General features: G+C 47.8%; 24 protein-coding genes and 1 pseudogene. 18 read left to right on the top strand and 7 right to left on the bottom strand.

Features of this window, described 5'->3' with window-relative positions:
• Positions 1 to 95: 95 nt before the first annotated feature.
• Positions 96 to 779 carry a hypothetical protein gene (locus tag B5F77_RS01805; RefSeq protein ID WP_087326790.1) on the top strand — a complete coding sequence of 228 codons (684 nt, stop codon included), beginning with the start codon at positions 96 to 98 and terminating at the stop codon, positions 777 to 779.
• 10 nt (positions 780 to 789) lie between these two features.
• Here the strand turns inward: B5F77_RS01805 and B5F77_RS15660 are convergent, their stop codons facing one another.
• Together B5F77_RS15660 and B5F77_RS01810 are read right to left on the bottom strand one after the other, a co-directional pair.
• Positions 790 to 888 carry a smalltalk protein gene (locus B5F77_RS15660; protein WP_162607938.1) on the bottom strand — a complete coding sequence of 33 codons (99 nt, stop codon included), beginning with the start codon at positions 886 to 888 and terminating at the stop codon, positions 790 to 792.
• Between the two features lie 174 nt (positions 889 to 1,062).
• Positions 1,063 to 1,479, bottom strand: coding sequence for an HU family DNA-binding protein (locus B5F77_RS01810; protein WP_087326793.1), 417 nt, complete (start codon positions 1,477 to 1,479; stop codon positions 1,063 to 1,065).
• Positions 1,480 to 2,421: 942 nt separating this feature from the next.
• Here B5F77_RS01810 and B5F77_RS01820 point away from each other — a divergent pair.
• Positions 2,422 to 2,631 (top strand): hypothetical protein, encoded by a 210-nt coding sequence (locus B5F77_RS01820; protein WP_087326799.1) that lies wholly within the window; start codon positions 2,422 to 2,424, stop codon positions 2,629 to 2,631.
• Positions 2,632 to 2,652: 21 nt separating this feature from the next.
• A complete protein-coding gene (locus B5F77_RS01825) occupies positions 2,653 to 3,063 on the top strand; it encodes a hypothetical protein (protein ID WP_087326801.1) in 411 nt (136 codons plus the stop codon).
• A gap of 254 nt (positions 3,064 to 3,317) precedes the next feature.
• On the opposite strand, the gene B5F77_RS01830 is transcribed toward B5F77_RS01825, so the two are convergent.
• Both B5F77_RS01830 and B5F77_RS01835 read right to left on the bottom strand, forming a co-directional pair.
• Positions 3,318 to 4,772: an aminoacyl-histidine dipeptidase gene (locus B5F77_RS01830; RefSeq protein ID WP_087326804.1), complete on the bottom strand. Its 1,455-nt coding sequence runs from the start codon at positions 4,770 to 4,772 to the stop codon at positions 3,318 to 3,320.
• 55 nt (positions 4,773 to 4,827) lie between these two features.
• Positions 4,828 to 5,823, bottom strand: coding sequence for a lysylphosphatidylglycerol synthase transmembrane domain-containing protein (locus tag B5F77_RS01835; protein ID WP_087326806.1), 996 nt, complete (start codon positions 5,821 to 5,823; stop codon positions 4,828 to 4,830).
• A 91-nt stretch (positions 5,824 to 5,914) separates the two neighbouring features.
• Here B5F77_RS01835 and rsmA point away from each other — a divergent pair, with 91 nt between their 5' ends.
• From rsmA to B5F77_RS01855, 4 genes are all read left to right on the top strand, one after another.
• Positions 5,915 to 6,751, top strand: a complete 837-nt coding sequence (gene rsmA, locus B5F77_RS01840; RefSeq protein WP_087326809.1) for a 16S rRNA (adenine(1518)-N(6)/adenine(1519)-N(6))-dimethyltransferase RsmA — start codon at positions 5,915 to 5,917, stop codon at positions 6,749 to 6,751.
• A 2-nt stretch (positions 6,752 to 6,753) separates the two neighbouring features.
• Entirely contained in the window at positions 6,754 to 8,100 is a 1,347-nt protein-coding gene (mgtE, locus tag B5F77_RS01845) for a magnesium transporter (RefSeq protein WP_087326812.1), read from the top strand.
• A 120-nt stretch (positions 8,101 to 8,220) separates the two neighbouring features.
• The gene (locus B5F77_RS01850; RefSeq protein WP_087326815.1) at positions 8,221 to 8,586 is read left to right on the top strand and encodes a CidA/LrgA family protein; all 366 of its coding nucleotides are present in this window, start codon (positions 8,221 to 8,223) and stop codon (positions 8,584 to 8,586) included.
• On the top strand, positions 8,564 to 9,271 hold the full coding sequence (locus tag B5F77_RS01855) for an LrgB family protein (RefSeq protein WP_087326818.1): 708 nt from the start codon (positions 8,564 to 8,566) through the stop codon (positions 9,269 to 9,271). The genes B5F77_RS01850 and B5F77_RS01855 overlap by 23 nt, the downstream gene beginning before the upstream one ends.
• A gap of 79 nt (positions 9,272 to 9,350) precedes the next feature.
• Here B5F77_RS01855 and B5F77_RS01860 read toward each other — a convergent pair whose 3' ends face one another.
• A complete protein-coding gene (locus tag B5F77_RS01860) occupies positions 9,351 to 10,361 on the bottom strand; it encodes a hypothetical protein (protein ID WP_087326820.1) in 1,011 nt (336 codons plus the stop codon).
• 309 nt (positions 10,362 to 10,670) lie between these two features.
• On the opposite strand from B5F77_RS01860, the gene B5F77_RS01870 reads away from it, so the two are divergent.
• From B5F77_RS01870 to B5F77_RS01925, 11 genes and pseudogenes are all read left to right on the top strand, one after another.
• Positions 10,671 to 11,828, top strand: a complete 1,158-nt coding sequence (locus tag B5F77_RS01870; protein ID WP_087326826.1) for a HAMP domain-containing sensor histidine kinase — start codon at positions 10,671 to 10,673, stop codon at positions 11,826 to 11,828.
• A 111-nt stretch (positions 11,829 to 11,939) separates the two neighbouring features.
• On the top strand, positions 11,940 to 12,512 hold the full coding sequence (locus tag B5F77_RS01875) for a DUF177 domain-containing protein (RefSeq protein WP_087326829.1): 573 nt from the start codon (positions 11,940 to 11,942) through the stop codon (positions 12,510 to 12,512).
• 14 nt (positions 12,513 to 12,526) lie between these two features.
• Complete coding sequence (gene rpmF / locus B5F77_RS01880) at positions 12,527 to 12,712, top strand: 50S ribosomal protein L32 (protein WP_009859681.1); 186 nt, start codon at positions 12,527 to 12,529, stop codon at positions 12,710 to 12,712.
• A 90-nt stretch (positions 12,713 to 12,802) separates the two neighbouring features.
• On the top strand, positions 12,803 to 13,807 hold the full coding sequence (locus B5F77_RS01885; protein ID WP_087326832.1) for a beta-ketoacyl-ACP synthase III: 1,005 nt from the start codon (positions 12,803 to 12,805) through the stop codon (positions 13,805 to 13,807).
• Complete coding sequence (gene era / locus B5F77_RS01890; RefSeq protein ID WP_087327058.1) at positions 13,791 to 14,681, top strand: GTPase Era; 891 nt, start codon at positions 13,791 to 13,793, stop codon at positions 14,679 to 14,681. The genes B5F77_RS01885 and era overlap by 17 nt, the downstream gene beginning before the upstream one ends.
• Before the next feature lie 14 nt (positions 14,682 to 14,695).
• Positions 14,696 to 16,018, top strand: a pseudogene (gene der / locus B5F77_RS01895) (ribosome biogenesis GTPase Der); the annotation flags it as partial.
• Positions 16,019 to 16,125: 107 nt separating this feature from the next.
• Positions 16,126 to 16,317, top strand: a complete 192-nt coding sequence (locus tag B5F77_RS01900) for a hypothetical protein (RefSeq protein WP_087326838.1) — start codon at positions 16,126 to 16,128, stop codon at positions 16,315 to 16,317.
• Positions 16,318 to 16,341: 24 nt separating this feature from the next.
• Positions 16,342 to 17,334 (top strand): hypothetical protein, encoded by a 993-nt coding sequence (locus B5F77_RS01905; RefSeq protein WP_087326841.1) that lies wholly within the window; start codon positions 16,342 to 16,344, stop codon positions 17,332 to 17,334.
• 174 nt (positions 17,335 to 17,508) lie between these two features.
• Positions 17,509 to 18,255: an ABC transporter permease gene (locus tag B5F77_RS01915; protein WP_087326845.1), complete on the top strand. Its 747-nt coding sequence runs from the start codon at positions 17,509 to 17,511 to the stop codon at positions 18,253 to 18,255.
• 6 nt (positions 18,256 to 18,261) lie between these two features.
• Positions 18,262 to 19,047 carry an ATP-binding cassette domain-containing protein gene (locus B5F77_RS01920; protein ID WP_087326848.1) on the top strand — a complete coding sequence of 262 codons (786 nt, stop codon included), beginning with the start codon at positions 18,262 to 18,264 and terminating at the stop codon, positions 19,045 to 19,047.
• Positions 19,048 to 19,089: 42 nt separating this feature from the next.
• Complete coding sequence (locus B5F77_RS01925; RefSeq protein ID WP_087326850.1) at positions 19,090 to 20,988, top strand: glycoside hydrolase family 97 protein; 1,899 nt, start codon at positions 19,090 to 19,092, stop codon at positions 20,986 to 20,988.
• A gap of 47 nt (positions 20,989 to 21,035) precedes the next feature.
• On the opposite strand, the gene B5F77_RS01930 is transcribed toward B5F77_RS01925, so the two are convergent.
• Entirely contained in the window at positions 21,036 to 22,160 is a 1,125-nt protein-coding gene (locus B5F77_RS01930; protein WP_087326853.1) for a hypothetical protein, read from the bottom strand.
• Positions 22,161 to 22,433: 273 nt separating this feature from the next.
• Positions 22,434 to 25,346 (bottom strand): M16 family metallopeptidase, encoded by a 2,913-nt coding sequence (locus tag B5F77_RS01940; RefSeq protein ID WP_087326860.1) that lies wholly within the window; start codon positions 25,344 to 25,346, stop codon positions 22,434 to 22,436.
• Positions 25,347 to 25,359: the final 13 nt, after the last annotated feature.

Here is a 25,359-nt window from a genome sequence, read left to right on the forward strand (position 1 = left end):
GTGCAAAGATACAAAAAAAGGGGCAATTGTCAATTAATTCCTTATCTTTGCACGGGTAAAATGGTTTTATTTCTAATTTTAAACAGGTAAATATCATGAAAAAGTCGGATATCCTTTTTCTCGTTATCGTGGTGGCGCTTTTTGCTCCTTTTTTCTTTTCTTCTTCGCTTTACGAAGGTTACCAATCGCTCAACGCGGCGCATGGCATGTGGATGAGCTTCCTGAAATTTGCCCTTCTCTCGACGTTGGGCGAACTCTTGGGGTTGCGCATCAGCACGGGCCATTATTACCGGAAGGGGTTCGGCGTCTGGCCGCGGGCGGTCGTCTGGGGGCTTTTCGGCATGGGGATTAACTTGGCGATGATTATCTTCTCGCAGGGCGTACCCGTCGCGCTGGAATACGTCGGGATGCAGGGGGCCACTACCCTCATGGCCGGACCGCTTTCGCCCGCGAAGGTGCTCGTGGCCTTCTTTATCTCCGTCGGGATGAATGGCATCTTTGCCCCTGTTTTCATGACGTTTCATAAAATCACCGATACGCACATCCTCGCATGTGGCGGTTCGCTTCGGGCGTTGCTGACGCCCATCCCGATGGCACGTATCCTGACGCAGCTCAACTGGTCGGCGCAATGGCATTTCGTTTTCCAGAAAACCATCCCCCTCTTCTGGGTGCCGGCGCATACCATCACGTTTCTGTTGCCCAGCGAAGCGCGCGTCCTGTTTGCCGCCCTCTTGGGGGTAGCCCTCGGCGTCTTGTTGGCCGTGGCGGCACGGAGGTGATTCCATCGCATTACGTACAGGCCGTAACGCCCAATGCCGTCCCGATAGACGTGAGAATCGTAATCAACGTCTGGATGATAATCTTCCAAATTTCCTTCTTTTTGTCCATGTGGTTCAATTAAGAATTAAAAATTAAAAATGAAGTTGGGTAGCATGGCGCACAGCATTACACAGATGCGACCGATTTTCGCAGATTTCTTATTTCCGGATGAGTCCATGCCGCGTAGCCTTCATAAAATCGGTGGTCATCTGTCGCATCCGTGTCATCTGTGTGCCCCGTAATTTACACCGTGCCAGTCTCTTCCTCCGTTACCCCGATGCGTTCGAACTTCGTTTCCGAGCGGGCCGTCTGGATGCGCTTCCCGGCGTAGAACTTCACGCGGGGTTTGCGGATGAGGGAGGCGTCGAAATCCTCCTTGTTGATGACGCCGCTCGAACCGATGGTCATGCGGAAGTTGCCCAATTCGCCCATCTCGACGATGCGCCCCGCCTGGAGGTTCTTGGCGATGACCCACGTCATGCGGTCGAGCACCGCCTTCACGTCGGCCGAGGAGCAGGTAGACGACTCGGCGATGTCGTCGCACAGTTCGTCGAACGTCATGTGGTCGGCCGCCGCCGCCCGTGCATACCAGAGCTTCGCATCTTCTGCCGCTCCTTCACTCATATCCTTTCCCTGAATCAAATCATACTTTATTGCCATTGTTTTTACTTTTTTAGGTGAAACATTTATAATTGGAATTCCAAGAATTTACGCCTGTATTTGCGCGCGGATACGGGTGTAACTCTATGTTGCAAAGATACAAAACATTTCCCCTACCTGCCAAAAAACAGGGGTGGCTAAGGAGTGAAATTCTGTTAAATTCTTTGTTCTTTTTCCTTGATGAAAAAAGAACCAAAAAATCAAGGCTTACACTCCAGCGGCTACAAATTCGCGGCGCGGAGCGGAAATCTCGGAAAAACTCGCTTCGCTCAAACAGCCGAGATTTCTTTTCGCTCCGCTTGGAATTTGCTTTACGCCGCTTCCGTTAGGCCAATCCAATTAATAATGGACAATGGATAAGGAGCTGTGTCAAAATGCTATCTGAAAAGCTCCCCTGCCCTTAGGGGAGCTGGCTCGCGTAGCGAGACTGAGGGGTTAAATCTCTCATCATAAGAAACTACCCCTCACCCCTGCGGGGAGCTCCCCTAAGGACAGGGGAGCTTTTCAGTTACTTTCAGATCACATTTTCTTATTTATGACACACCTTCTTGTCAATTGGATTGGTCTTACAATTACAATTCTTACAAATGACAATTAATTTTTAGGAGAAATGGCATCGCGAAAAAGAGAGAGTAGAATTTTATAATATATATATAATATATATAATATATATATTATATATATATTATAACTCTTTTTCTTAGGGGTAGCCGGGGGAAAGCATTATCTCAAAAAAGCTAATTGTCATTTGTAAGGATTGTAAGTGTAAGGAAAGGAAGAACGAGGGTATTGCCTTATAAATAACTGATAATGATAAGATAACGCAAGGGAAGGGCCTGTTTTCGAAAAAAGAACGAAAAAATATGCGTTTTTCGCTTGACAAACGGGTTTCGGTTGCGTACCTTTGTAATCTGACACGAAATTTAAAAGAACATAAAAGCCATGGACGCCCATCTGAAACAATCGTACCTTGAAACCATCAGCCACCTCATAGAGCAAAACGCCAGATTAGGGGCGAAGATAGAAGAACTCGAAAAAGAGAACAACGAGCTCAAGATGAAGTTGCAAATGCGGGTATATATCAACGAGATGCACGGTACGTTGGAAGGCGACGCCTATCAGCACGGGACGGCCATGGGCAGGAACATGTAACCTCAGAAACTCAAAAAAGATATGGAAACGGTACACATCGATACGGTCGTCGGCTCGGTATTCGGGAACGTGACGCAGTATATTACGAAAGAAGAAATCAGCATGAAGCAGGAGGAAATCCACGTGCGCGAAGAGGCGAAGGCGGAGGAAGAAACGGCCGTCCCACCCTATCTGGCGACGGAAGAGGCCAGCCGGCTCCGCGAACGGCTCGAAAGGAAAGGGCTGGTAGACGCGCATTGGCAGCCCGTGGGCCTCACGCTGGCCGAGAAGGGCGTGCTGGTGCAATACATAGCCGGGCAACTGGGCCTCGACGCGCAATGGCAGACCTTCGCCCGCCTGTGGGGCATGAAGCCCGAGACGCTCCGCAAGGCATACGGCAAGGGGATGGAACAAAGGAAAACCCTCACCTTTTTGGATAGGGTGAAGGGGTAGGAATAGATGAATACACATATTTGCAAAAAAGAAGGTGTGTCATAAATAAGAAAATGTGATCTGAAAGTAACTGAAAAGCTCCCCTGCTTTGATAGGGGAGCTCCCCGCAGGGGGTGAGGGGTAGTTTCTTATGATGAGAGATTTAACCCCTCAGTCTCGCTACGCGAGCCAGCTCCCCTAAGGGCAGGGGAGCTTTTCAGATAGCATTTTGACACACCCCTACGAACAGGGAAAATTCTCCATTGTCCATTCTTTCAGATTCTTTCCAAGGCGGTGGTGAGGAACGTCCACAGGCGTTCGACGGAAGCGATGCGCACGCGTTCGTCGGGCGAATGCGGATGTTGCAAATCCGGTCCGATAGATACCATATCCATTTCAGGATAAGCCCCTTGGAAGATGCCGCATTCCAGCCCGGCGTGCATCACCTCTACCTTCGCCTCCTGTCCGAAGAGGTCGAGGTAGGTTTGCTTCATCACCTGAAGTAGCGGGGAGTGCGCGTTGGGTTGCCACCCGTTGTATCCGTTTGCCTCTTCCACCTTCGCACCCGCCAGCGAGAAGATGCTTTCGAGGCTGGAGCAGAGCGCGTCTTTGCGGGTTTCAGACGAGCTACGGATGAGGAGCTTTATCTCAATCCGCTCGTTGGAGCTCTTGACGATGGCCAGGTTCGAAGAGGATTCGACCGTACCGGGGAAATCGTTCAACATCGTGATAGGTCCGTTTTGGCATCCCTCGATGGCGTTAATCAGGTCGTCTTGAATCTCTTCGGGAATCAACGTCTGGGGCAATTCGGCCATTTCGGCGGTAAACGAGATGCCGTCTTCCACGCCCGCATACTCCTGGCGGAACATGTCCTGGTAATCCGATACCAACTCCCAGAGCGCTTCGGCGTTATCGCCCGGAATCGTAACCAAGGCCATCGCCTCGCGCGGGATGGCATTGCGAAGGTTTCCCCCTTCGACGGCCGAAAGACGCGCCCCGTAATCGCACACCGCCTCCTTCAAGAAGCGGAACATCAGCTTGTTGGCATTCGCCCGGCCGAGGTGGATATCCAAACCGGAGTGCCCTCCTTTCAACCCCGTCAGGTTGAGTTTGACGGCCACATCACCTTCCGGTACGTAGGTATCCTCTTTGAATTGGAAAGAGATGTTCATGTCGATGCCGCCCGCACACCCGACGCAGAGCACACCTTCCGTTTCCGAATCCAGGTTCACCAGGACTTCCCCCCGCAAGAACCCCGGTTTCAGCCCGACGGCACCATCCATGCCCTCCTCTTCGTTGATGGTAAAGAGGGCTTCCAGCGGGCCATGTTTCAAGCCTTTATCGGCCAATACCGCCATGGCCAAGGCCACTCCCATGCCATCGTCGGCCCCCAAGGTGGTTTGGCGAGCCTTTACCCATTCCCCGTCTACGTAAGCATCGATGGAATCGGTCAGGAAATTGTGGTTTACCGAAGCGTTCTTCTGCGGGACCATATCCAAGTGAGCTTGCAACGTCACGGGGCGATGCGCCTCCATGCCCAGCGAGGCAGGTTTGCGAATAAGGATATTCCCCGCCCCATCCGTGAGCGTTTCCAATCCCAACTCATTTCCAAAGTTTACCATAAAACGGGTTATTCCCTCCATATGCCCCGTAGGGCGAGGAATTTGGGTTAGCTCATAAAAATAACCCCATACTGCTTTCGGTGAAAGCTTTTTGATTTCTTCAGACATAACTTTATCCTTCTTATTGTTTTATTTGATGGAAATGAACGGACATTGCTTAGGTTCACTTCTCATTTCTTCTATTTACTATGGGCAATGCCGCCACGCCAAACAACCCGCATATAGCGGTCCAAGCCGTTTGTATCGTATGTACGACCAAGGCGAAGGCCGCGGCATCATTCTCGTTCACGCCAAAGCAAACCAAGGTGGATATCACCATGAAATGCCACGGACCGATACCTCCCTGTACGGGTACCGCTACGGCGATGCTACTCATCGTAAAGGCTATCAATCCTACCGATATGCCCAAATCTTGGGTGAACCCGAACGCAAAGAAGGTAATGTAGAAATAGAGGAAATACCCCAGCCAAATCAATACGGTTTGGAGCAGGAATAATCCCTTCTTTTGCATCACCCCGATGCTTCGGATGCCTGTCCAGATATTCCGGAGCATCCCTTTCGCCTTTTGCACCAGCGTAAAGTTACTCAAATATGTAAATACGAACCAAATTCCAAAGATAAAAATGACCAAAAAAGCGTAAATCCATATCGAATTGAACATCGAGCGGAAGCCTGTAATCAACTCGGGGTTCTTATGGAAGAAGTCGAGGAAGAAATCCCAATGGAAAATAACGATGGCGAGGGTGATAAGCCCTACCATGAGGGTATCGCTCACCCGGTCGACGAGCAATGTCCCTAAGAGTTTCGAAAAGGAAATCCCGTCGTATTTCGTCACCATCCCGCATCGCCACACTTCCCCTACGCGGGGCAGTACCAGGTTTACCGCATAATTCCCCAATACCGCATAGACGGCATTACGCATCCGAAACTTTTCGCCCAACGATTCGATGAGCAACCCCCAACGCAATCCGCGCATCACGTTCGCCCCCAGCCCGAATACCAGCGATAAGAGTATAATCCGGTAATCCACACCGTTTTTGATAACGCTCCAAATCTCGGTGATGTCCATATTCCGGTATAAAAACCAGAGCAAAAGGCAGCCCAATGCCAGTGGCAAAACTATTTTTATGCTTGTCCGCAAAACGCTTTTTAAATCCATTCAATAGCAATATTCGTTAAATTGTTGTACTTTTGTGACGGGCAAAGATAAGCATATTATTTTAATATAAACCCATTACACCCAAAAGTGAATGAGATTCGTTAAACCAAAAAAAGCATTAGGGCAGCATTTCTTGAAGGATTTGCATATCGCCCAGCGGATTGCAGACACGCTCGCGGATTATAAGGATATTCCGGTACTGGAAGTAGGGCCGGGGATGGGCGTCCTCACCCAATTCCTCCTCGAGGCGGGGCATGAGGTGAAGGTCGTCGAGCTGGATGCCGAGTCGGTTTCCTATCTGGAGCAACACTTCCCCGATTTGAAAGGGCGGATTATCCCGGCGGATTTCCTGAAGTTGGATTTGACTTCGCTCTTCAAAGGGCAGGAGCGTTTTTGCGTGATTGGCAATTATCCGTATAATATCTCCAGCCAGATATTCTTTAAAGTATTGGACTATAAGGAGCACGTACCCTGCTGTTCGGGCATGATTCAGAAGGAGGTGGCCGAACGGCTGGCGGCTTCGCCCGGAGGCAAAACGTATGGCATCATCAGCGTCTTGCTACAGGCGTGGTATGATATCGAGTATCTTTTCACGGTACCCGCCAACGTGTTCGACCCGCCTCCCAAGGTGAAGAGTGCCGTGATTCGGATGACACGCAACCACCGGACGAATCTCCCCTGCGATGAGGCACTTTTCAAGCAGGTAGTCAAGACGACGTTCAACCAACGCCGCAAGACGTTGCGCAACTCCATCAAACCGATTTTAGGCCAGGCGTATCCCGATTACGATTTACCTATTTATAATAAACGCCCGGAGCAGCTCTCGGTAGAAGATTTTATAGGGTTGACCCAACGAGTTGAGGCGTATTTGAAACCAACTACGGTTATAAACGAACACCATTATAACGAAGAATCTCCCGCGAAATAACGATGATTGAACTGACGAAAGAATATATTGAGAACCTGAGGCATATCATCGAAGCGAAGGATGACGTGCAAGCCAAGAAGCTGCTGGAGGAATTATATCCGGCCGATATCGCGGAATTGTACAAGGATTTGTCGCTTCAAGAGGCGATTTACCTTTACCTCCTGATGGATGGAGATAAGGCGGCCGACGTCCTCATGGAGCTCGACGAAGAGGACCGCCACAAACTTCTTAAGGAACTCCCGAACGAACTTATTGCCAAGCGATTTGTGGATAATATGGATACCGACGATGCCGTCGACCTCATGCGCGAATTGGACGAAGACACGCAGGAGGAAATCCTTTCGCATATCGAAGACGTGGAGCAAGCGGGCGATATCGTTGATTTGTTGAAATACGACGAAGATACCGCCGGCGGTTTGATGGGTACCGAGATGATTGTGGTGAACGAGAATTGGAGTATGCCCAAATGTATCGACGAGATGCGCAAGCAAGCGGAAGACATGGACGAGATTTATTACGTCTATGTGGTAGACGATGACGACCGCCTGCGGGGTGTCCTTCCGCTTAAGAAGTTGATTACGAACCCTTCCGTCTCGAAAATCAAACACGTGATGAAGAAAGACCCCATCGCGGTACATGATAGTGATAGCATCGAGGAGGTGGCCGAAACGATCGAGAAGTACGACCTCGTGGCGCTTCCCGTGGTGGATAGCATCGGACGCTTGGTGGGGCGCATCAGTGTGGATGACGTCATGGATGAAGTCCGCGAACAACACGAGCGTGATTACCAGTTGGCATCCGGTATCTCGCAAGATGTCGAAACCTCGGATAATGTATTCACGCAAACCGCCGCCCGCCTTCCCTGGCTTTTGATTGGGATGATAGGCGGATTGAGCAACTCTGTGATTCTCGGAGGATTCGAGACGGGTATCGCCACCAACCCCAAGATGGCGCTCTTTATCCCGTTGATTGGAGGTACGGGGGGAAACGTGGGTATCCAATCTTCGGCTATCGTGGTGCAGGGTTTGGCCAATAATACGTTGAAAGAGGGTAATATATTCACCCAGATATTGAAGGAGAGCATCGTATCGATTATCAATGCCAGCATCATTAGTTTGGTGGTGTTTGTGTATAACTTCTTCATGTTGGGCGACCGGGTGATTACGACGGCCGTCTCGCTCAGCCTCTTTGCCGTGGTGATGTTTGCCAGCATCTTCGGTACGATTGTACCCTTGTTGCTCGACAAGATGAAAATCGACCCGGCATTAGCTACGGGACCCTTTATTACCATATCGAACGACATCATCGGCATGTTGATTTACATGCTGATACTTTCGGCCATGACCTGAGCGGAGTGTTAAATGCACGTTAATTATATTATGTTGTAGAACATACTTTCTAAGCAAGTTGTACCTTTGTGCCGATTTTACAAAAAGAAATAGTTTTTACCTATAAAAAGGCAGAAAGGTATGTTAAGGCAAGTTTTCTACATCTTATTCTTCTATTTCGTAGGGGAATTTATCAGTAGTTGCATGCATGGATTCATTCCGGGAAGCGTCATTGGGATGATGCTTCTTTTCGTGGCATTAGCGTTTAAGGTGGTAAAACCTGCGCAAGTGGATAAATTATCGCAATTGTTGACGAACAATATGGGGTTGTTTTTCCTCCCGGCGGGCGTAGGATTGATGACTTCGCTGGGAGTCATTTCCCATTATTGGATGGTTATATTGACGGTATGTGTGGTCAGTACGATTTTGGTGATTGCCGTAGTATCATTAACACAACAGAAGTTTGAAAAACATCGGAAACTCCATGAATCAGCTCATTCAATCTGAATTGTTCGACCTGGTGCTGGTAGTGGGTACCTACATAGCTGCTACCTATTTATATAAAAAGACGCACCTGAGTTTGCTTCACCCGTTGCTCACCTCTATTTTCTTTATTATTGTACTTTTAGAGTGGTTGGATATACCGTATGAATCCTTTCAGGAAGGGAGTCATTTGGTACATTTCATGTTGGGACCTTCGGTGGTAGCGTTAGGTTATGTATTATATGCCCAGATGCAATACTTGAAAGGAAATGTGGTATCGATTCTGACCTCCGTGTTTGTAGGGGCAATCGTCGGGATTACGAGTGTAATAGCCATTGGCAAGCTGATGGGTGCCGACCCTTCGTTGATTGCTACGCTTCAACCCAAATCGGTTACGACACCCATAGCTATGGGTATTTCCGAGAAAAATGGAGGTATCCCTTCGCTTACGGCCGTGATTGTGGTAGCCGTAGGTATTTTCGGAAGCATAGTCGGACCAGCTGTATTGCGTGTATTGGGTATCGAAAGCCGGATTGCTAAAGGATTAGCCCTCGGAGCATCTTCGCATGGTGTAGGGACGGCAGCTGCTATCCAACTGGGTGCGGTAGAAGGGGCTATTAGTGGATTGGCTATCGGATTGATGGGTATCATGACGGCTATCCTCGTACCTTGTATCCGCGTGGTTTGCCAATGGTTGCATTGGGTTTAAAGTAATAATCATACGTTTGGAGATGCTCGCTTAGCGGTTTGAGGTCACCTTTTGGGGCGACCTCAAACAAGCAAATAGTTTATTCTATTCCTTCTATTTCATCCAGTTGATGCTCTTCTGCTTCTTCCCAATCGGTATTTAAGTCTAAAATGAATTGGGTATTGGCTTCTCCGGCCGTATAGAGCGTACCTGTATAGCGTGTGATTTTATTTCGGTAGATAGGTGCATCTGTGATATTTCTTTCGCGTACAGGTGGATAGGTGATATCATCTTCTGGCATGGCCTTTAAGGTTATGGTATGGATGAAGGCCGATTTAGCTTCGGCTTCTGGTATAGGTACAAAGGTGTAAATCAGATGCCGGATGCGTTTCCCCTCTTCTTTGTCTTCTGGTATAAAGGTGTAGTTATAAGGTATTTCGATACTGGCCGTAGTTGATGTGCCATCCAATAGGTTAATTGTATTATACAATCCGGAGGTCTCTACGTTGAAATGATGAACCTCGGCCGGTACGCCATCCGTTGGAGAGAACTCAATGCCTGCAATGGCACGGGAAAGGGAAATCGGAAAAGAGGCGTTTGTATCTCCCGCATTGATTTCAATTTCGTCGTTTCCCCAGAAGGTGTCTTTGATTTGGGGGAATGTCATGAGGTTATTTTCCTCGGAAAAGGTGGCCTCCTCGATGGAATGCGCTAAGAAACAGACTTTGTAAGTACCAGGCGTAAGCTCATCTTCCAGCGAAAAAGAGGCAGAACCGTCGGGGGTGAGGGTGATTTCCTGGCGAATGTGGCGAATAAGCTCATCGTCGGTGCTATACAAGGCGTATTCCACCCACGAGAGTGTCGTAGTGGGTTGGGTGGTTTCGCCCGTATCTTCCTCGTTATCTTCCGCTTGAGAGGCGATTGGGTCGGATGGCAAGCCTTCAGGCATGTTGCGCGTTTGGCGGAAAGGTGTTATTTCTTCCCTTAAAGCCACTTTAAATGAAATGGAAACGGTTTGTTCGATAGGTTCCACTTTTTCTGAAATGGATTCAGATTGACAACTTGTCCCTATGAAGAGACTAACGATAAAAAAGGCTGCAAATTTTTTCATAGCCAATAGTTTTAAAAGTTTAAAATTTGATTTTAATGGCGTAAAGGTAGGTATAAAAAGGGGAAATAGCAAACAAAGGGCGAAAAAACATTGAAAAATTTTTCAAGTATACTAAAAGTCGTCCGCGATTCGTTAAAGTAAAAAGAAAAAAGCCGGGAAAGAAAACTTCTTGCGAAGGCATGGAAACTTCCGGAGCTAACGGGAGATTCTCTAAATATCGACGATATTTGGAGAAATCTTCGTATGTTTCCGGATTTTTCATCGGCAAGAAAGGGACTTTTGGCCGGCTATATATAATAATGTATAGGGATGAATAGCATTTACGATGCGCGCGAGCGCTTGAAATATCTTTTTATTGTGGTAGCGGTGCTGATAGCCATCGCCTCGGTTTTCGTGTCCGATTTGTTGATAAAGGATTTAGCCCGCGAGGAAAGACGGAAGATTGAGGTGTGGGCGGAAGCGACGCGCGTCCTCACGAGTGAGGACCCCAGTTTGAACATGAACCTGATTCTTCAAATCATCCAAGGCAATACCGCGATTCCGGTTCTGCTATGTAACGAACAGGATAGCGTGATGAATTATAAGAACATCGAATTGCCGGAGAAGAACCCCGACGAGTTTCTGAAGCGAAAGGTGCAGGAGTTGAAACATAAGAATCCGCCTATTGTGATTGATATAGAGGATGGTACGTATCAATACCTCTATTATGACGAATCGACTATCTTGAAGCAATTGCAAGTCTATCCTTATGCTCAACTATCGGTGATGGCGGTTTTCATAGTGATTGCCTTCTTGGCATTGGCCAGTACGAAGAAGGCGGAGCAAAACAAGGTATGGGTAGGGCTTTCGAAAGAGACCGCCCACCAGCTCGGTACGCCTATCTCTTCGCTTATTGCTTGGTTGGAATATTTGAAATTGAAAGAGATAGACGGTTCTATCCTGACGGAAATGGAGAAAGACGTAAAGCGGTTGGAGACGATAGCCGACCGCTTTTCGAAGATAGGTTCGACGCCCGAACCCGTACCGCTCGATATCCGCGAGTCCGTACGTCAGGCATTGGATTATATGGAGACGCGCATTTCGTCGAAGGTAAAGATTACGGTTGAAGCACCCGACGAACCGATTTGGGTGTTGATGAACAATGCCCTCTTCGCATGGGTCGTTGAAAACTTGTGTAAGAATGCCGTGGATGCTATGGAAGGGCAAGGGTTCATCACCTTTAAGATAGAAAGGAAAGGGAAGAAAGTGCGCATAGATGTTTCGGATACGGGCAAAGGCATTTTGAAGTCGAAGTTCAAGACCGTTTTCAATCCGGGTTATACAACGAAAAAGCGAGGTTGGGGTTTGGGACTTTCGCTTGTGAAGCGCATAGTCGAGTCTTATCATGGTGGAAAAATCTTCGTCAAAAGCTCAGAAATCGGGAAAGGGACCACTTTTCGCATAGAGTTAAGTTGTTTTGAAGCCTGATTTAAGGCAAAAAAGAGGCGAATAGTACTTTATAAGGAAAAATAACTATGTACATGTTGCTTTTCTGTTAAGATTTTTCGTACCTTTGCGCAGTTTTTACACAAATAGGCTTTGGGAAAATTTGAATTATATAGTATTGATTTGAAGAACCTGGCTCCTGGCGTGTATGCGTACGATTATACATTAGGGAATAAGTTCTTTGCAGACATCGATGGAGATCAAGTGCAAAAAGGGAAGGTGCAAGTGCATCTGACGTTGAAACGCACCTCGATGATGTTCGAGCTAGATTTCCATACGGAAGGTGTAGTAATCGTCCCATGCGACCGATGCTTGGACGATATGGAGCAGCCTATAGAAACGGACAACCGATTGGTGGTGAAATTCGGAAAAGAATATGCTGAGGAAAGCGATGAAGTACTCATCATTCCGGAAGAGGAAGGAAAGTTGAACTTGGCGTGGTTTTTGTACGAATTTATTGCATTGGCTATCCCGATGAAGCATGTACATGCACCGGGAAAATGCAACAAAGCAATGTCGGCTAAATTGCGAAAGCATCGAGCCCGGAGTACCGACGAAGAAGAGGATGACTTCTTGGATGGGGGAGAGGATTCGCAAGAGATGGAACGGCCTACAGACCCGAGATGGGATGCTTTGAAAGGCTTAATAGAGAATGATAACAATTAAAATAATAAATTAAAATGGCACATCCTAAAAGAAGACAAGGTAAGACAAGAACAGCCAAGAGAAGAACTCATGACAAGGCTGTAGCTCCCACGATGGCTATCTGCCCGAACTGTGGTGCATGGCATATTTATCACACTGTGTGTGGCGAATGTGGCTATTACAGAGGAAAGTTAGCAATTGTAAAAGAAGCTGCTGTGTAAGTTTTTCAAACTGATTAATTTGACAGACGTAAGAAATAGCCCTAAAAATCCAATTTTTTAGGGCTTTTTTACTTGATAGTTTTAGAAACGATGGAAAAGATTAATGCAGTAATCACAGGTATTGGCGGGTATGTCCCGGAAGATGTCTTGACCAATGAAGACATTTGCAAAATGGTGGATACTACCGATGAATGGATTATGACACGTGTAGGCATTAAAGAACGCCGAATCTTGAAAGGAGAAGGTCGGGGTACTTCGTATATGGGTATCCGGGCTGTGAATCAGTTGTTAGAAAAGACAAAGGTCAATCCGGAAGAGATTGAAGTGGTCATTGTGGCTTCTACCACGGCAGACTATCGCTTCCCGATGACAGCTTCTATCATAGCTTACCAGACAGGTTGTAAGAATGCGTTTACCTTTGATATGCAAGGCGCCTGTGCGGGCTTTTTGTATGCATTGGAAACAGGAGCGAATTATATTCGTACAGGGCGGTATAAGAAGGTTATCGTCGTAGCTGGTGATAAGATGACTTCCATTACCAATTATGAAGACCGTACGACCTGCCCGCTCTTCGGAGATGGTTGCGGTGCGGTACTTTTGGAACCTACTACGGAAGAGTTGGGTGTCATGGATGTCATCTTGCGTGTAGACGGGGCAGGTTTCCCGCATTTGATTATGAAGGCGGGTGGTTCGGCTTATCCTTCCTCGCACGAGACGGTAGATCATCGTGAGCATTTTGTATATCAGGATGGACGTACGGTGTTCAAGTATGCCGTTACTTATATGGCGGATGCCGCAGCTGAGATAGCTGAACGGAATCACCTCACGAAGGATGATATCACGTGGATTGTTCCTCACCAAGCGAATTTGCGTATTATCGATGCGACCGCCAAACGGTTGGGTGTGCCGATGGACAAGGTGATGGTCAATATCCAGAAATATGGAAACACCAGTGCAGGTACGATTCCGCTCTGTCTGTGGGAATGGGAAGATAAGTTGAAGAAAGGAGACAACCTCATTCTGGCGGCTTTCGGTGCTGGTTTTACATGGGGTTCGGTTTACCTGAAATGGGGATATGATGGAAAAAAAGCATAAATCCGGGTTTGTCAATATCGTCGGTAATCCCAATGTAGGCAAGTCTACGTTGATGAATCGGCTCGTAGGTGAACGTATTTCGATTATTACGTCGAAAGCGCAGACTACGCGTCACCGCATCATGGGCATTGTTAATACCGAAGATATGCAAATCGTGTATTCGGATACGCCCGGAGTCCTGCAGCCGAATTATAAGTTGCAGGAGTCTATGCTTAATTTTTCGGAGTCGGCATTAGATGATGCGGATGTGCTTTTGTATGTGACCGATGTCGTAGAGACCATCGACAAGAATGAATCGTTTCTGCAAGAGGTAAAGAAAGAAAATTGTCCGGTGCTGTTGTTAATCAATAAGATTGACCTTACCGACCAGGCTAAGCTGGAGGCACTTGTCCAAGAATGGAAAGAGATTCTCCCATCGGCAGAGATTATTCCGGTTTCGGCACTCACCAATTTCAATATCGATTACGTGAAGCATCGGGTGGAAGAGTTGATGCCCGAATCGCCTCCTTACTTTGAGAAAGACGCACTCACCGATAAGCCGGCTCGTTTCTTTGTCACGGAGATTATCCGCGAGAAGATTCTTCTTTATTATCAGAAGGAAATTCCATACGCGGTTGAAGTCGTGGTAGAACTCTTTAAGGAGGATGCCGAGATGATTCATATTAAATCGGTCATTATCTGCGAACGTGATTCGCAGAAGGGTATTCTGATTGGACATCGGGGGCAAGCATTGAAAAAGGTTGGTGCTATGGCTCGTAAAGATATTGAACGCTTTTTCGAGAAGAAAGTTTTTCTCGAAATGTTTGTGAAGGTAGAAAAGGATTGGCGCAATCGGGATAACATGTTGCGCAAGTTCGGCTACCGTTTGGAGTAAGTTTCGTAAGTTTTAAAGTATATATGGGAAATCTTGTTGCAATAGTGGGTAGGCCCAACGTAGGTAAGTCCACGCTTTTCAACCGTTTGACGCAAACACGCCAAGCGATTGTCAATGAAGAAGCGGGGACTACTCGCGACCGCCAGTATGGCAAGGTAGAGTGGCTGACGAAAGAGTTTTCACTGGTGGATACTGGTGGATGGGTAGTTAATTCGGAAGATATTTTCGAAGAGGAAATTAATAAACAGGTCAAGATTGCGCTCGAGGAGGCAGACGTGGTCTTGTTTGTCGTGGATGTGCAAAACGGCCTTACGGATTTGGATGTGGATGTAGCGAATATCCTGCGCCGTACGGAGAAGCCCGTATTGCTTGTGGCAAACAAAGCCGATAATTTCGAATCACATCTCGATTCGGCCGAGTTTTATGCGTTGGGATTGGGTGACCCGATTTGTATCTCTGCCATCAATGGTTCTTGTACGGGCGATTTGCTTGATAAAATCTTGGAGGTCATGCCTGAAGAGAAACCTATGGAAGTGGACGAGGAGTTGCCTCGTATTGCCATCGTGGGGCGTCCGAATGCAGGGAAATCTTCGTTGGTGAATGCGTTTATTGGCGAGGAGCGTAATATTGTGACGGATATTGCCGGCACGACGCGCGACTCTATCTATACGAAATACAACAAGTTCGGCCTTAACTTCTATCTGGTCGATACGGCCGGTATCCGCAAGAAGGGTAAGGTGAACGAGGATTTGGAGTATTACTCCGTGATTCGTTCTATCCGCGCGATTGAAAATGCGGACGTGTGCGTCCTCATGTTGGATGCAGAACGAGGCATCGAGGGGCAGGATTTGAATATCTTCTCGCTTATCCAGAAGAACCGCAAAGGGTTGGTCGTCTGTGTAAACAAATGGGATTTGATTGCAGACAAAGACCAGAAGGTCATCAATTCATATACGAATGCGATTCGGGAACGCTTGGCACCTTTTACAGACTTCCCCATCTTGTTTATTTCGGCCGTGACCAAACAGCGTATCTTCAAGGTACTTGAGACGGTCAAGCGCGTGTACGACAATCGGCACCGCCGCGTCTCTACGGCGAAACTCAACGAGACGATGCTCCCTATTATTGAGAATTACCCGCCACCTGCATGGAAGGGTAAATACATCAAAATCAAATATATCACCCAATTGCCTGCCGGAAGCATACCTTCGTTCGTATTCTTCTGTAATTTGCCGCAATGGGTGAAAGAGCCGTATAAACGTTTCCTCGAAAATAAGATACGCGAGAACTGGGACTTCTCAGGAACGCCTATCCATATTTTTATTCGAGAGAAATAGCGGAGAATACAAGGGTTTTTCTTTGCCATAATAACTGTTCTTTACGGATTGTTTCCCGATAAAGTGGAAACGATATCCGTAAAGAACAGTTTGTTTTAAGGTGGTTTATGAAACGCTTCCTTCAGACTTGCATCTCCTTCTGCCTCGGTATAGGAAGGATGCACGGTGGAGTAGTCAACAACGTTTCTGTGCTGTATGCGACGCGTGAACCTTCCAGTGGGTATGGGCATAAATTCCTAACCAAGAAAGGAGAATTGTTGTTTGAGACGGCAGTTTTTATTATCTTTGCCCTGCAATAGTGACATAATAAAAACAGTAAAAGCATGTTTACATCTACCATGACATACGAAGAAATCCTGCATGAAGCTAAAGTGGATTTCTATGAATTGGCGCCTCATACGCAAATTGCATTCAACCGTTTCCGGCGGAAATACAGTCCTATGCCAGGATACAACTACAACTTGTTTGGTCCGATTTCAGAGAAAAAAACATTCACGACGCGGCGGCACAACACCTGGACGCTGGAGATGCATATCAATAGTTTCCATAAGGAGAACTTTAATGCGGGGAGCGTGATGTTTGTGGGCGTGCCACGAAACAACAATGTGACGGAATATCTGTTTATTTGGAATCATGGCGTATTTATCCCCGAGTTGTTGTCTACCCATTTTGTCCAACGATATAAAGAGCGTTACCTTGAGCCTAACCATATCAACCTGAACGGGATGCATCCCGCCCTCTATTTCCAGCGCAAGAATACCGATTTGAGGCGTACCTATTTTATTCCGGACCAATGGACGGAAGAAGATATGAAGTACAAGCAAATCTGGATTAGCAACCAAGGGCTGTTTGTCACGGTCAATCACGGCCGCTTACGTGTTTATGTCACTTTCCTTGACCAGCAAAACTTGACCCGCTATAAAGCGCTTGTTTATGAGGAAGAGGCCCAACGAAGGATGTTCGAGAATAATTCGAAGAACTACAAGCATAACGTAATCGAAAGTGCCTGGAACTTATTGCCCATGTTTACGGCTCCTAACTCGCGGGAAATTCATGAACGTTTTGTCAAACGGGTATGTGACCAGGAAGGGGAAGAGCGCGAGAAATTCATACGCGAAGCCATGGATAGATGGGATGAGCTGGAGAAGGCGACAAGGGGGATTTGCGATGCCTTGGCCAAGGCGTGCGATGAAGAGCAATTGAAGAGAATCAAATTTGATGTTCCCGGCATAAAGGAATACGTTGACAAACACTTCAAACCTTTGCTAAAAGACCAATATGGTAAGCCGCATGGAACAGAACCGTATAAGAGGTAATGGTTTGTCTCCCGTTGATAGCTTCGCGGGAGACAAACAAGACATTACCACGCCTCTTGATGTATTCGGCTGTCCCCCTTTTATCCGCGTGTTTACCCGGGAAGGGGGCATGTTGGATTATTCCAAGATTTTCCCTACCTTTGCCTGTCTTTTAAACAGAAAAATAGCAAGAAAATGATAAAAGCATTGCATCAAATGGGGGAATACATGATACTGATGCGGAAGTGTCTGACGTTCCCAGACCGCTGGAGCATGTTCTTCAAGCAGTTAATCAAGGAGATATATAAATTAGGCGTAGATTCGCTCTGGATTGTAGTGATTATATCCATTTTTATCGGTACGGTGATTGCAATACAGATTTCGTTGAATATCAGTTCACCACTTATCCCTAAATTTACGATTGGTTATACAACGCGCGAGATTATCTTGTTGGAATTTTCTTCGTCTATCATGGCATTGATTCTGGCCGGGAAGGTAGGTAGTAATATTGCGTCAGAGATTGGAACGATGCGTGTGACAGAACAGATAGACGCGATGGAAATCATGGGTGTCAATTCGGCTAACTTCCTTATTCTTCCGAAGATGGTGGGATTGATGATATTTATCCCCGTGTTGGTTATCTTCAGTATGTTTACGGGTATTGCAGGAGGTGTAGCTGCCAGTTATTCGTCGGCTACCAATATGACACCGGCGGCGTTCGAGTTTGGTTTGCAATTCTATTTTAACCAGTTTTATGTCTGGTATTCCATTATAAAGTCTGTCGTTTATGCCTTTATTATCTCTTCGATAGCGTCGTATTTCGGATATAATGTAAAGGGAGGCGCATTGGAGGTTGGAAAGGCGAGCACGAATGCGGTCGTGATGAGTAGCATCATGATTTTGATGGCGGATTTGGTATTAACGCAAATCATGTTAACTTGATGTCGTATGATAGAGGTTAAGAATATTACGAAGTCGTTTGAGGGGCGCGCGGTATTAAAGAATATTAGTGCCGTGTTTGAAGATGGGAAGACGAACTTGATTATCGGACGAAGCGGTTCGGGCAAGACGGTCTTGATTAAAGATATTATTGGATTGTTACGCCCAGATAGCGGGCAGATTTTGTATGATGGTCGCGATTTGACGCAGATGAATAAGGCTGAACTGAAGGCGTTGCGCAAGGAGATGGGTATGTTGTTCCAAGGATCGGCTTTGTTTGATAGCATGACGGTGCTCGAAAATGTGATGTTTCCATTGGATATGTTCTCTAATATGTCGTCGAAAGAACGGCAGAAGCGGGCAGAGTTCTGCCTTGACCGTGTGAACTTAGCTGACGCAGGAGATTTATATCCTTCTGAAATAAGCGGTGGTATGATGAAACGCGCCGCGATAGCTCGGGCGATTGCATTAAATCCGAAGTATCTTTTTTGTGATGAACCTAATTCAGGTTTGGACCCGAAAACATCTTTGGTGATAGATGATTTGATTCATGATATTACGGTAGAATTTAAAATGACGACCGTTATCAATACCCATGATATGAACTCCGTGATGAACATTGGCGATAGCATCATCTTCATCAAAGAGGGGGTTAAAGAATGGGAAGGCAATAAAGAGGAGGTCATTACCTCGAAGAACCAAGCTCTCAACGACTTCATCTTCGCTTCGGATCTTTTCCGAAAAGTAAAGGAAGTGGAAGAAGAAGAATTGAAAGAGGGCATTAAGAAGGGATAAAGGAAAAAACATAGTGGGTGGATATGCTAATTGGTATTTCGTATGAGAAGATATAGCGTAATATATTGGGTATTGTTCCTCTTTTCTTTTGGGGTAGCGCAAGCAAGCGAAGCTGTATTTCAATTGCAGAGTCTGTCTTCTAAATTGGAAGCGGAAGTTCGGTTGGAGGGGCAAGTCATAACGATGGATTTATATGCCAAGCGGGAGAAAATGGTGACTGTAAAAAGTTTACAGTTCGAATTGGAAAAGACGAAAATCTTGGGTGATTGGCGCATAGTGCGAATCCAACAAGATAAGGTAAATCAAACTTGGCAACCGGTTTATGGTGAACGTTCATGTGTGGTAGATCGTTATCAGACTTTATCCCTTGCTTTGAAGGCGGAAGGAAATGGTAAACGAATGACCTTTGATGTGCGCCTCTATGACGAAGGACTTGCCTTTCGCTATGGTTTTGACGAGCTGGATTTCTGGAACGATACGTTAACAGGCGAACAAACGCAGTTTTTATTCGAAGATGATAAGGAAACATGGGTGACAAGTTGGGCACAAGGTGGGTACGTCCCGACTACTTTGCAAGCAATGGAAGGAGAGGGTGAGCGTCCTCAAGTGGTTCGTGTGGATGCAGACCATTATGTAGCTATTGGTGAAGCGGCATTGGTGGATTATGCTCGCATGAAGTTAGTAAAGTGTAGTGAAGGAGTCGGAATTCAGTCTGTCTTGTCGGGTAGTGTGTCGTTGGATTTAGCAGATTACCGTTCTCCTTGGCGTTATGTCATGGTGGCGGGGAATCCTGGTGAGTTGGTGCAAAACAATGATTTTATCTTAAACCTGAACGAGCCCAATCAGATTCCAGATACCCATTGGATTAAACCAGGGCAAGTTTTGCGTGAGGTGACGTTGACAACGGCTGGCGCGTTGGCGGCTATCGATTTTGCTGCAGAAAATCATATCGCTTACGTGGAATTTGATGCGGGCTGGTATGGACCGGAAGAAGATATGGCGTCTGATGCGACGCGAGTTTCCGTCGATCCTGCGCGTTCGCAGGGACCGCTCGATTTGCCGCAGGTCATTGCTTACGCGGATGCTAAGCAGGTGGGGATTCTTCTTTATGTTAATAAGAAAGCTTTATATCAACAATTAGACGAGATTCTCCCGCTTTATCAGCGGTGGGGCGTGAAAGGAGTGAAATTCGGTTTTGTGGATGTGGGGGACCAGCATGCTACGGCTTGGTTGCATCAGGCTATTCGGAAAGCGGCGCGTTATCAGCTGATGGTGGATGTACATGATGAATATCGTCCGACGGGTTATTCCCGTACCTATCCGAACTTGATGACGCAAGAGGGTATCCGGGGGGATGAAGAGAGTCCCGATTTGACGCAGACGATATTTACGTTTTATAGCCGCATGATAGCGGGTGCAGGAGATTATACGAATTGCTTTTTTGCTGAACGGGTGACCGAAAAGATGGGTGGACGTGCGGCCCAGCTGGCGAAGCGTGTGGTTATTTACAGTCCATGGCAGTTCGTTTTCTGGTACGATCGTCCGTATAAGGCGCCTACCCGTGCGGGTGGTGCGGGTGCTGCCGAGTCGGTTATCCGGACGGATGCCGTTACGGATTTCTATTGTTCGATACCTACCACTTGGGATGATTCCCGTTTCCTGGCTGGCGAAATGGGGGAATATGCGGTGGTGGCGCGTCGTTCGAAATCGGATTGGTATGTGGGCGTTTTGAATGCATCCGGCGATAAGCGACAGGTTGTTGTCCCATTGGAGGCTTTGGGGATTTCCCCGCATGGCAAAGTGGTGTTGTATTATCAGCCTTCCGCTAAATCGAAGGATAAGGTCGCCATCAAGGAATGGTCGTTGAAAGGGGAAAAGGAATTAAAAATAGAGGTGGAAGCAGACAGTGGTTGCGTGCTGTTGTTTTCTGCCGATAAATGAATGATTCTATAAAAAGAAAGCCGGATGGAAGTCCGGCTTTTTTTTGGTTATTTTTTCACCTGGTATGTCTGATGGATGGCTTTGTCGAATTCAGCCCAATGTTCGTCTGTCATGTTCGAGGGAACGAAAAGGGCAACTCCGGCAGCTCCGGCTTCCATCGAGCCGCGTACGGCTTCTGCAATCTCCGAGGGGATTAAGCCGTGTCCTTCGGGGTCTTTGATGTTCGCCTTGTTCTTCCAGTCGTGGCAAATGAAGAGTCCGCTATAGACAGGCTTCTGTCCGTTGACAGAGTTGACCTCTTCTTTCGTGATTTCGCCTACCCATGAAGCTGGCTCCAGATAGAAGTCGTTGTAGTTCATCGGGAAGAAGGCGTCGATATTCCACTTGTTCCATTCCTGGCGCACCAGTTTCTTGGCATACGAATCCGGTCCGGGGAAGACGGCCGCGCTTACTTTCTTGCCTTTTGCATGTACGGCATCGGCGATTTTACCCACGAGGCTCGTAATCACGTTGTAGCGGAATTGTTTCCATTCTTCGCATGTCGAGGGGTCTTCGATGGATTTGATGTCGATGCCTGTCGCCTCCTTGAAGTCTGCCACGCACTTGTCGCAATAGCAATAGTCGGCTGTCGGGTATTCTTCGTTCATCACCAACCCATATTTATCCCACAGGCCACGCGCCAGGATAACGTCCACGTAGCGGATATAATCCAGATGCACGTAATCCACTTCGGGGATGTCTGCAATCTTGCCATACTCCGTCACCAGGTAGTTGATGACGTCCGGATTGTTCGGGCACATGCACTTGTAGTAAGGCACATACGCCTGTACGTTGTAGGCCGATTCGCCTTTGCGGTTTACGGCATACCACGTCGAGTCGGCGTCGCCCTTCAGCATGGTCGGAATCCAAGCGTGATATTCCAGTCCGTTCTCGTGTGCGATTTTAGCTGCCCGCGCATGTTTCTCTACGTTAAATCCGCCGGCGTTGTAGCACATGCCGTCCAGCCCATGCTCTTTCCACTTCTTGAAATCGGCCTGGATGGATTCCGCCGTCGTATTCGCACCTTCCCCTTGCCAACCGTACACGGGGATTTTCGTCTTCGTCTCGCTTGTACATGCCGACAAGCCTACGATGCAAGCAGCCGCAGCTGCGAATAAAGTTTTTACTTTCATGATGATATAGTTTTTAGTAAATAATGTTCCATTGAATTGTTCCCAGGGGTGGGAATGTTAAAAGAAGCGCATCTTTGGCGATTCCCAGGGGTGGGAACGTTAAAATATGTGCGTCTTTGGTGATTCCCAGGGGTGGGAACGTTAAAAGATGTGTGTCTTTGGCGATTCCCAGGGGTGGGAACGTTAAAAGAAGCGCGTCTTTGACGATTCCCAGGGGTGGGAATGTGGAAAGATGCGTTCCTTCGGCCATTCCCACCCCTCCGGATCCATTCCTTAATACCCGAAGATCTCCTCCTGGCTGAGTTTCTGAATCGGACCATACTGGCCGAGGCCCTTCATGTCCAAATCCTTTTCATCGCCCAGGACGACGTAGACGTACTTGCGGTCTTTCACCCATTTTTCTTGGAACGCCTTCACGTCGGCCAGCGTCAGGCCCGGAATCTGCTCGAAGAGTGCTTTGCGCATGTCTACCTCCAGCCCTAAATCCTGCATTGCAAGGTAAGTCCAGAGGACGTTCTCCTTGATGGTGCGGTCGGTACGCATCCGGGTGAGGAGCGCGTCTTTGGCCAGGTTGAATGCCTGTTCGGATTCGGGCATTTGGTTGATAATCCCGTCGAACGCCCGCATCGCGTCGAGCATCTTGTCGTTTTGCGTGGCGATGAAGGTGCGGTATACATAGGGATATTTCAGTTTCGAAGGCGAGATGAGGTACGCCCCGGCCGTATAGGCCAACGCCCGTGCCTCGCGCATTTCCTGGAAGACGATGGAGTTCATGCCGCCGCTGAAGTACTCGTTGTAGAGGCTGAGAATCGGGTCGATGGTAGCATCAAACTGCTCGCCCCGGTTCGAGACGGCCGAGAAATAAATCTGCTTGGCATCGTATTGGGCGAAGTAGACCTTGTTCTCCTTCGTTTCTTGCATCTGGAAGTCGGGCGCATCGGGGACGGGTTTCAACGTTTCGGGTACCTTGTGGCGTTCGCGGATGATGTTCACGAGCGCATCGGGTTTCTCCGGCCCGTAATACAGAATCTTATGCTCATACGTGTTGATTTGGTGGATACGGTCTACCAACTCCTGCGGGTTCATGGCCTGAAGTTCGGCATTCGTGAGGATATGGGTAGTCGGCGAGTTCGCTCCCCAGATGGCATATTGCACCAATTGGCTGAAGTTGGCGCCCTGGTTGAGTTTCGCGTCTGCCCGAGCTTTGAGGATATCGTTCGCCAGGTTCGCGTAAGCATCGGGATTGACCTGCGCATCCGCCAACAGCTCCTCGAAGAGTGCCATCACCTGCGGCATGTTCTCGCTAAGGCCAGACAGGGTCACATACGTGCGGTCCGAACCCGGATGCACGCCGAAGTTGCACGCCAATTGGTAGAATTCCATGTTGATTTCCTGCAGGCTCTTCTTCGAAGTTCCGAGGTAAGAGAGGTAATCGAACGCGGTACCCATCGCCTTGTCGTTGTTCGTTCCCATCTCGAAGACGTAAATCAGCGTAAAGAGGTCGTTCGTTGTGTTCTCTTTATATAATATAGGTATGCCGGATTGAGCCGTGAGCTTTTGCATGTCCTTGCTGAAGTCGAGGAAGACGGGTTCGATTGGAGCGACTTGCTCGGCCTGTATCTCGCGGAGGAACGCGCTCGAGCTGTCGCGATTCATCACGATAGGCGTGATGGCGGGCTTGTCTATCTTCTTCTCGTTCGGGTCGACGCCTTGGCGTTTGTAGACTACGGCATAGTTATCACCGAAGTATTGGTTGGCAAAGTCCACGATGTCCTGCTTGGTGATTTTGCTCATGTTGTCGATTTGGTTCACGACGTCTTTCCAGTCATCGCCGTCGATGAAAGCGGAGACGAATCGGTCGGCACGGCTGCTGTTCTCCTCCAGCGACTGCATGTAGTAGAGCTTGTAGTTATTGATAGAGGCTTGCAGGAGCTTCTCGTCGAAATCGCCCTTCTTGAGTTTTTCTATCTCCGCCAGGAAGAGGTCCTTCACTTCGTCGAGAGTTTGCCCTTGCTTAGGCGCACCCATCATCAAATAGGTCGAATAATCCGCCAAAGGCATGACGCCGGCGTTGAAGTTCAATACTTTTTGCTGTTGAGCCAAGTCGATGTCCAGCAATCCCGCTTTCCCGTTACTCATGACTTGGCTGAGGAGCGTCAGGAGATTATCCGATTGAATATCGGTCGGGATACGCCATGCCAACGCTACGTTCTCGGCATCCAAACCTAATACCTCCTTTACGACCGGTTCCTTGAGGGGATTCGCTTTCGGCTCGGGGCGTGCGGGCAGGTTTTCGTTCGGCTTCATGGTGCCGAAGTATTTTTGAATGGTGGCGATGGTCTTGTCTGGATCCAAATCGCCAGACATGCAGATGGCGATATTGTTCGGGACGTACCACGTCTTGTAATAATTCTTGATGTTGGTGATGGAAGGATTCTTCAAATCCTCTTGCGTACCGAGGACGGTTTGCGTCCCATACGGATAATCTGGATAAAGCGCGCTCAATACGGCTTCGAGCAGCTTTTCGGAATCTTGCGTCAGATACATGTTCTTCTCTTCATATACCGTCTCCAATTCGGTATGGAATCCACGGATAACAGCGTTTTGGAAGCGGTCTGCTTGAATTTGTGCCCAGCGGTCAATCTCGTTCGATGGAATATCTTCCACATATACCGTCTGGTCGAACCACGTGTAAGCATTCGTGCCGGTAGCCCCGATGGAAGCCATTAGCTTGTCGTATTCGTTTGGAATAGCGAGTTTCGAAGCTTCGTAGGAGACACTATCGATTTGATGGTAAATCGCTTTTCGTTGGGCTTCGTCCGTCGTGGTACGATAGACCTCAAACAAACGTTCAATTTCGTCGAGCATCGGTTTTTCCGTTTCATAATTCGTGGTGCCGAAATGGGTGGTACCCTTAAACATCAAGTGCTCGAAGTAGTGCGCCAAGCCGGTTGTTTCGGCGGGGTCATTCTTTCCCCCCACGCGCACCGCGATATACGTCTGGATGCGGGGCGTCTCTTTGTTTACGGTTAAATACACTTTCAACCCGTTGTCTAAGGTGTAGATGCGGGCTTTCATCGGGTCGTTCGGAACCGATTCATAAGGGATGGAAGAGCCTGTTTGCGAACACGAGGCGAACAGTCCCATGAATAAAGCACATCCCAAGATGCAAATAGTTTTACGCATAACTTTCTTTATT

The organism is Parabacteroides sp. An277, from assembly GCF_002159645.1.
Lineage (GTDB): Bacteria > Bacteroidota > Bacteroidia > Bacteroidales > Tannerellaceae > Parabacteroides.

Bases quoted from the DNA above. Each gene is read 5' to 3' on its own strand.
- B5F77_RS01805 (WP_087326790.1), top strand. From the start codon at position 96: ATGAAAAAGTCGGATATCCTTTTTCTCGTTATCGTGGTGGCGCTTTTT.
- B5F77_RS01925 (WP_087326850.1), top strand. From the start codon at position 19,090: ATGAGAAGATATAGCGTAATATATTGGGTATTGTTCCTCTTTTCTTTT.
- B5F77_RS01825 (WP_087326801.1), top strand. From the start codon at position 2,653: ATGGAAACGGTACACATCGATACGGTCGTCGGCTCGGTATTCGGGAAC.
- mgtE (WP_087326812.1), top strand. From the start codon at position 6,754: ATGATTGAACTGACGAAAGAATATATTGAGAACCTGAGGCATATCATC.
- B5F77_RS01830 (WP_087326804.1), bottom strand. From the start codon at position 4,772: ATGTCTGAAGAAATCAAAAAGCTTTCACCGAAAGCAGTATGGGGTTAT.
- B5F77_RS01820 (WP_087326799.1), top strand. From the start codon at position 2,422: ATGGACGCCCATCTGAAACAATCGTACCTTGAAACCATCAGCCACCTC.
- B5F77_RS01940 (WP_087326860.1), bottom strand. From the start codon at position 25,346: ATGCGTAAAACTATTTGCATCTTGGGATGTGCTTTATTCATGGGACTG.
- B5F77_RS01920 (WP_087326848.1), top strand. From the start codon at position 18,262: ATGATAGAGGTTAAGAATATTACGAAGTCGTTTGAGGGGCGCGCGGTA.
- B5F77_RS01900 (WP_087326838.1), top strand. From the start codon at position 16,126: ATGAAACGCTTCCTTCAGACTTGCATCTCCTTCTGCCTCGGTATAGGA.
- B5F77_RS01905 (WP_087326841.1), top strand. From the start codon at position 16,342: ATGTTTACATCTACCATGACATACGAAGAAATCCTGCATGAAGCTAAA.
- rpmF (WP_009859681.1), top strand. From the start codon at position 12,527: ATGGCACATCCTAAAAGAAGACAAGGTAAGACAAGAACAGCCAAGAGA.
- B5F77_RS01870 (WP_087326826.1), top strand. From the start codon at position 10,671: ATGAATAGCATTTACGATGCGCGCGAGCGCTTGAAATATCTTTTTATT.
- B5F77_RS01885 (WP_087326832.1), top strand. From the start codon at position 12,803: ATGGAAAAGATTAATGCAGTAATCACAGGTATTGGCGGGTATGTCCCG.
- B5F77_RS01930 (WP_087326853.1), bottom strand. From the start codon at position 22,160: ATGAAAGTAAAAACTTTATTCGCAGCTGCGGCTGCTTGCATCGTAGGC.
- B5F77_RS01835 (WP_087326806.1), bottom strand. From the start codon at position 5,823: ATGGATTTAAAAAGCGTTTTGCGGACAAGCATAAAAATAGTTTTGCCA.
- B5F77_RS01860 (WP_087326820.1), bottom strand. From the start codon at position 10,361: ATGAAAAAATTTGCAGCCTTTTTTATCGTTAGTCTCTTCATAGGGACA.
- B5F77_RS01915 (WP_087326845.1), top strand. From the start codon at position 17,509: ATGATAAAAGCATTGCATCAAATGGGGGAATACATGATACTGATGCGG.
- era (WP_087327058.1), top strand. From the start codon at position 13,791: ATGGAAAAAAAGCATAAATCCGGGTTTGTCAATATCGTCGGTAATCCC.
- B5F77_RS01855 (WP_087326818.1), top strand. From the start codon at position 8,564: ATGAATCAGCTCATTCAATCTGAATTGTTCGACCTGGTGCTGGTAGTG.
- B5F77_RS15660 (WP_162607938.1), bottom strand. From the start codon at position 888: ATGGACAAAAAGAAGGAAATTTGGAAGATTATCATCCAGACGTTGATT.
- B5F77_RS01810 (WP_087326793.1), bottom strand. From the start codon at position 1,479: ATGGCAATAAAGTATGATTTGATTCAGGGAAAGGATATGAGTGAAGGA.
- rsmA (WP_087326809.1), top strand. From the start codon at position 5,915: ATGAGATTCGTTAAACCAAAAAAAGCATTAGGGCAGCATTTCTTGAAG.
- B5F77_RS01850 (WP_087326815.1), top strand. From the start codon at position 8,221: ATGTTAAGGCAAGTTTTCTACATCTTATTCTTCTATTTCGTAGGGGAA.